The organism is Syntrophorhabdus sp. (genome assembly GCA_012719415.1).
Classification (GTDB): domain Bacteria; phylum Desulfobacterota; class Syntrophorhabdia; order Syntrophorhabdales; family Syntrophorhabdaceae; genus Delta-02.
In genome coordinates this window covers 1-6,653 of the sequence record JAAYAK010000306.1, presented here as the reverse complement: position 1 = coordinate 6,653, position 6,653 = coordinate 1, and the positions used below count along the sequence as shown (strand labels likewise).

At 61.1% G+C, this 6,653-nt stretch carries 4 protein-coding genes and 1 tRNA gene; 4 read left to right on the top strand and 1 reads right to left on the bottom strand.

Annotated features, from left to right (window positions below; genetic code table 11):
- On the top strand, positions 1 to 3,213 hold a 3,213-nt coding region (locus tag GXX82_17180), incomplete at its 5' end, for an autotransporter domain-containing protein (GenBank protein NLT24779.1).
- Positions 3,214 to 3,262: 49 nt separating this feature from the next.
- Here the strand turns inward: GXX82_17180 and GXX82_17175 are convergent.
- Positions 3,263 to 3,341 (bottom strand) — tRNA-Pro (locus tag GXX82_17175).
- 96 nt (positions 3,342 to 3,437) lie between these two features.
- Here GXX82_17175 and GXX82_17170 point away from each other — a divergent pair.
- The 3 genes from GXX82_17170 to GXX82_17160 all read left to right on the top strand — a co-directional run.
- Positions 3,438 to 4,820, top strand: a complete 1,383-nt coding sequence (locus GXX82_17170; protein ID NLT24778.1) for a pyruvate carboxylase subunit B — start codon at positions 3,438 to 3,440, stop codon at positions 4,818 to 4,820.
- A 165-nt stretch (positions 4,821 to 4,985) separates the two neighbouring features.
- Positions 4,986 to 5,948, top strand: a complete 963-nt coding sequence (locus tag GXX82_17165; GenBank protein ID NLT24777.1) for a hypothetical protein — start codon at positions 4,986 to 4,988, stop codon at positions 5,946 to 5,948.
- Between the two features lie 7 nt (positions 5,949 to 5,955).
- On the top strand, positions 5,956 to 6,653 hold a 698-nt coding region (locus GXX82_17160), incomplete at its 3' end, for a site-2 protease family protein (GenBank protein NLT24776.1).

Below are 6,653 nucleotides of genomic sequence, written 5' to 3'. Positions count from 1 at the left end.
GGTACTTTGACGCTTAATGGCGGCACCCTTGCCTCATCGTCCGCAACGGCACGGACCATTGCGAATAACATGGTCCTGGGAGGGAATATCACCCTCGGCCAGGCATCCGGCGGTACCGGCGCTCTCACGTTGTCCGGGGCGATGGACCTCGGCGGCGCGGTGCGGCAGATCACCGTCAACAACTCCACGGACACCATCTCGGGCATCGTCTCCGGGGCAGGGGGCATTACCAAGACCGGTTCCGGTGCCCTCACCCTCACGGGCGCCAACACCTACACGGGCACGACGACGATAAGCGGCGGCATCCTTAGGGCCGGTGTCGACAACGCCCTGCCCACCGGGACGGCGGTGACGCTCTCGAATACCGCGGGTGTCGCCCTCGACCTCAACGGCTTCAACCTCACCATCGGCTCCCTCGCGGGGGGCGGCACGACGGGAGGCAATGTCACCCTCGTTTCGGGCACGCTCACCGTGGCGGGAGCGTCGGGCACCTCGTACGGGGGTCTCATCAGCGGAACGGGTTCCCTTACCAGGGCGGGGGAAGGCTCTCTCACGCTCACCCGGGCCAACACCTTCTCCGGCGGCACGACCCTTTCCTCCGGTACCCTTCTCGTCGGCAACAACGCCGCACTCGGCACGGGCACGCTCACGTTCTCCTCCGGCACCCTTGCCTCATCGTCCGCAACAGCACGGACGCTGGCGAACGCGACCACCGTGACGGGCGATGTCACCCTCGGCCAGGCATCGGGCGGCACGGGCACGCTCACCCTCTCCGGTGCCATGAGCCTCGGTGCCGGCCTGCACCAGATCACGACAGCCAATGCCACGGACACCATCTCGGGCATCATCTCAGGCACGGGCGGTCTCGTCAGAACAGGTACGGGAAGTCTCACTCTCTCCGGTGCCAACACCTTCTCCGGCGGCACGACCCTTTCCTCCGGTACCCTTCTCGTCGGCAACAACGCCGCACTCGGCACGGGCACGCTCACCTTCTCCGGCGGCACCCTTGCCTCATCGTCCGCAACGGCACGGACGCTGGCGAACGCGACCACCGTGACGGGCGACCTCATCCTCGGCCAGGCATCGGGCGGTACCGGCGCTCTCACGTTGTCCGGGGCGATGGACCTTGGCGGCACGGTGCGGCAGATCACCGTCAACAACTCCGCGGACACGATATCGGGTGTCATATCGGGGGCAGGGGGCATCACGAAGGCGGGCACGGGCACGCTCATCCTCTCCGGAGCCAACACCTATTCGGGAGGGACGACGGTGAGCGAAGGAACACTGCAGGGTGGGACCGGCAACAGCCTTCCCGCCGCGACGGACGTTACCCTGGGGAACACGGCGGGGGCGATCCTCGACCTCAACAACTTCAACGTGACCATCGGTTCCCTCGCGGGGGGCGGCACGACGGGCGGCAACGTCACCCTTGGCACCGGGACCCTCACCGTTGGCGGCTCGTCAGGCGGCACATATGCGGGTGTCATCTCCGGGACGGGCGGTCTCACAAAGACCGGCACAGGCACGCTCGTCCTCTCCGGGGTGAACACCTATACCGGGACGACAACGCTCGATGGGGGGTCACTGGCGGTGACGGGCAGCATATCGAGTCCCGTGCTCATCAACCCTTCGGGGATCCTCACAAGCAACAGCCACATTATCGGCAACGTCACGAACAACGGCAAGGTCGCGCCGGGAAACTCCATCGGCGTCGTCACCATTACGGGCAACTACACCCATAACCCGGGTTCCGTGTATGAGGTGGAGACGGACCCCGATGGACAGTCGGACAAGCTCATGATCACCGGCACCGCGACCCTCAATGGCGGCACTGTGTCGGTTATCGGGGGCTCGGGGGTGTACAAGATGAGGACATGTTACACGATCCTGACGGCGGGGAACGTGACGGGGGCCTTCGCGAACGTCACGAGCGACCTCGCTTACCTCACGCCTTCTCTAAGCTACGACGCGGGCCACGTTTATCTCCTTCTCGCCCGGAGGTTCACGGATTTCTCGGGCGTGGCATCGACGGGCAACCAGAAGGCGGTGGCCGCGTCGCTCGACCGCATATCGACGTCGGCAAGGGGAGACATGGAGGATGTCGTCAACACCATCCTGGGACTCTCCGCTCCGGGAGCAAGGAGTGCCTGCGAGCAGATGGGCGGGCTCTCCCACACTGCCCTTGCGGCGACGACCTTCTCGTCCTTTCGCGGGTACATGGGGACGATGACGGAAAGGTCGAGGAGCTTCCTGACGGGCGAGCCGTCATCAGCATTCGCCGCCCGCCCCGTCATGCTTGCCTTCAAAGGTGGCGACAGGGCGAGCGATGCCGGCAATACCCTCCTTGCTGCCCTCGGCAGGACCGGCGGCACCGATTTGCCTTACCGGGGCCTGTGGGTACAGGGGTACGGCGGGACGGGCGACAGGGGCGGCGGCGATCCGGCATCGCACTACGGATATGACATGGCAGGTGTCGTTGCCGGATTCGACAGGCGGATAGCCGACCCCCTTCTTCTCGGCATCTCGCTGGGATACTCCAGTACGAAGACCTCCATGCGGGATCTCACAGACAAGGCCACGGTATCGAGCTACCAGGCCGGTCTCTACGGCATGTACAGGCACGACCCCTGGTACCTGAGCTCCACCGCAGCCTTCGGGTATGATCGCTACGACACGCAGAGGGACATATCCTTCGGCGAGATCGTGAGGTCTGCGAGGGCGCGCTACGACGGCCATTCGCTCGGGGGATACCTGGAGACGGGTTGCCGGATAGCGACGAGCGGTGCGGACATCATCCCCATGGTGTCCCTGATGGGTGGCCGCCTCATGCGGGACGGCTTCCGGGAAAGAAACGCCGGGGCCGTGAGCCTCGATGTGGACGGGGAGAGTTCCTCGTTCCTTACGGGTTCCCTAGGCCTGAGACTCAGGAAGGATTATGTCTTTTCGTCGGGTGCCTTCACACCGGAGATCACGGTGCGTTGGGACCACGATCTCGTTGGTGACGACCACATTCTCAATGGCCGCTTCGCCGGACAGCCCCTGTCTGTTTTTACCACGAGGGGCGAAAGGGGTGACAGGAACAGCTTTGCCCCGGGATTCGGGTTTACCCTGCGGACGAAGGAGAACGTGTATTTTCAGCTGATCTACGACGGGAGTTTCGCCAGTGACAGTGCACAGCATCGGGCGACCCTGGGTCTGAGATACGCCTGGTAGGGACTTTCATGGAAACCTGCATGTCTATGGGAGATGTCCGGGGAGGGAATGGTCGGGATGACTGGATTTGAACCAGCGGCCTCTTGCTCCCGAAGCAAGCGCTCTACACCATGCTGAGCTACATCCCGTAGGCATTAAAATACCAGACTTGCCGGAAAATATCCATTGATTTTTCCTGGTTGCCGTGATACTAGTTCTGACTTTACCGAAGGGGGTTGGAAGCCATGGAGAAGAAGCCGGTCAGGATAACGGACCTGACATTGAGGGACGGTCATCAGTCCCTTTTCGCCACCAGGATGAGAACGGAGGACATGTTGCCCATCGCCGGGAAGATGGATTCCGTCGGGTTCTATTCGGTGGAGGTCTGGGGTGGGGCCACCTTTGACGTCATGACCCGGTTCCTCGACGAGGACCCCTGGGAGAGGGTGCGGCTCCTGAAGGACAAGATGCCCAACACGAAGTTTCAGATGCTCCTTCGGGGACAGAACCTCGTTGGTTACAGGAACTACGCCGACGACGTCGTCGATGCCTTCGTCGAGAAGAGCTGCGAAGTGGGTATAGACATATTCCGCGTCTTTGACGCCCTCAACGACGAACGCAATTTTATAGCCGCCTTCAGGGCCATCAAGCGCTGCGGCAGGCATATCCAGGGGGCCATATCCTATTCACTGACGGAAGGGAGACTTGGAGGGCCGATATTCAATATCGGGTATTACCTCAACAAGGCGAAGAAGATTGAAGACATGGGGGCCGACTCGCTGTGCGTCAAGGACATGGCGGGGATCATCTCGCCCTATGACGCCTATGAGCTCGTGTCCCGCCTCAAGGAGACCCTTTCCATTCCCGTTCATCTCCATACACACTACACGAGCGGGATGGCCTCGATGTCGCTCCTCAAGGCCATAGAGGCCGGCGCCGACGGCATAGATACCTGTCTTGCCCCCTTCGCGTACCGGTCTTCACATTCGCCCTCCGAGGCCTTCACCGTCGCGCTCAAGGACACCCCTTACGATCCGAAGCTGGACCTTGCGAAGATGTCGGAGATAGGCGATTATCTCGAAGAGATCATCCCGCCGAAGCTCCGGTCCTTTTCAGACAGGACCCGTTACGCTGTCATCGATATCGGGGTTCTCATCCATCAGATCCCCGGTGGCATGATCTCGAACCTCGTCAGTCAGCTCAATAAGGCCAAAGCGCTCGACAGGCTCGAGGAGGTCTACGAAGAGATACCGAGAACGAGGCGGGACATGGGCTTTCCGCCGCTTGTCACTCCCACGAGCCAGATCGTCGGGGTGCAGGCTGTCTTCAACGTCATCGCGGGCCGGTACAAGATGATCAGCAACGAGGTGAAGGACTACTTCTACGGTCTCTACGGCCGTCCCCCCGCGCCCGTGAGCGAGGAGATAAAGGCGAAGGCATTGAAGGGCTATCCCCGGGGAACGACGCCCATCGATGTGCGCCCGGCGGACATCCTCGAGCCGGAGCTACCCGCGGCCCGGGAGGCGCTAAAAGGCATATCGGAGGACATGGGCGACATCCTCATCTACGCCCTCTATCCCGTGACAGGCCTGGAATTCCTGAAAAAGAAGTACGGGAAGCAGGAGTAGGGGAAGGGGACAGGGGTCATAGAACGCCCTTGGGGAGTATCAAGGGCCGGCCATGCCCTGCGAAGTCCTGTTTTCTCTTTGGCCTGAGGCCTGAGACCTGAGACCTGGAACCTGGAACCGTCTTCTCCCCTTGCAAAGCCTTCTCCCCGATGGTATCTTAACCCCATGAACAAATTGCTTGTAGCCATGGGCTCGAAGGAGAACGTCGTTGAGGATATTCACGTCCTGGCCCGCCGGTTCCACGATCATCCCGGGACTGTCATAGCCCAGGGCAAGGACCTCAGACAGGTTGTCATCGAGAAGGCATCCAACCTGTTCCTTGCCGACGAACTCGTCATCGCCATAGTCGACCCTACGGCACAGGATGTGGCCGTGCTGCAGCCCCACCTTGATGCGCTGAAGGAGAGGGTAGGGGTGCTTGTCTATTTCACGTCCGATGCCGCCAACCTCGCGGAAAGCCTGGGAGGGAAGGTGATCGCCCTGGAAAAGGACAGGGAGAAGAGGATACGGCATCGGGTCCTCAGTATCCTCAAGGCCAACGGCAAGAAGATGACGGACAAGGCATTTAACCTCTTGACCTCGAGGGTCAGGGATGAATCCATACTGGAGCAGGAGGTCCTGAAACTGGTAGGGTACGCGGGCGAAAGGGCGACCATCGAATCACGGGATATCCGGGCCGTCGTGACGGAGACGCACGAAGAGACCCTGATGGCCCTCTTCGACGCCTTCTCGAGAATGGACAAGAAGGAAGTCCTCACCATCTTCGAGGACCTTCTCGAGAATGGTCAGCACCTCCTTGCCATACACAGCTATCTTGTGAACCAGATGCGCCTTCTCATCCAGGCGAAGGACCTGGAGCCTTTTGTGCGGGAGGCGAAGGCATACCCGGCCTTTGCCGCCGAGTTCAAGCGGTGGAAGGACAGGGTGAATGTGGATACGTCGGGCAGGAAGCGCTACCTGCCTTGCCAACACCCCTACTATGCCTTCAAGCTCGAGGGCACGTCGCGGAAGATATCCCGAAAGCACCTTGTCGAGTTCTATGATTTTCTGAGCTCTCTCGACGTGAAGATCAAGACGGGAACGAAACAGGACCGCGCGCTCATGGAGTACGGGCTCCTGAAGGTCTAGGTCCCCGATGACCTATCTCCATATCCTCCTTTTCCTGGCGACAATAGCATCGACGGTACTGGTGGGGGGTTTCCTCTATAGTCTCGCCATCATGACGATCCTCCTGTGCCACGAATTGGGCCATTACCTCGTGGGCAGGCATTATGGTATCCCGAGCACGCTTCCTTTCTTCATTCCCCTGCCTTTGCCGCCTTTCGGCACCTTCGGTGCGGTGATAAAGATGAAGGGGGGCTTTATCAACAGGAGCACGCTTTTCGACGTGGGCATCGCGGGCCCCTTGAGCGGATTCGCGGCCGCCCTCCCTTTCATCGTAGCCGGTATGAAAATGTCCACCGTCACGCCTCTTGCCGGAATACCGGCCGCGAGCTACATGCAGCTCGGGGATCCTCTTCTGTTCAGGGTGCTTCAGCCGCTGCTCGTCGGAGATATCCCCGCGGGCCACGATCTTGTCCTCCACCCTTTTGCCTATGCCGGTTGGGTGGGGCTTTTCGTGACCTCCCTGAACCTTCTGCCCGTCGGCCAGCTTGATGGAGGCCACGTGGTCTATGCCGTCTTCGGCGAAAAGAGCGCGTGGGTCTACCGCGCCGTCATCCTGGGTCTCGGGGTCCTGGCGGCCCTCACGAACATCGGCTGGCTTACCCTTGTGATCCTCCTTCTCATTTTCGGCATGCGCCACCCCAGACCGTTCGACGATGAAACTGAGCT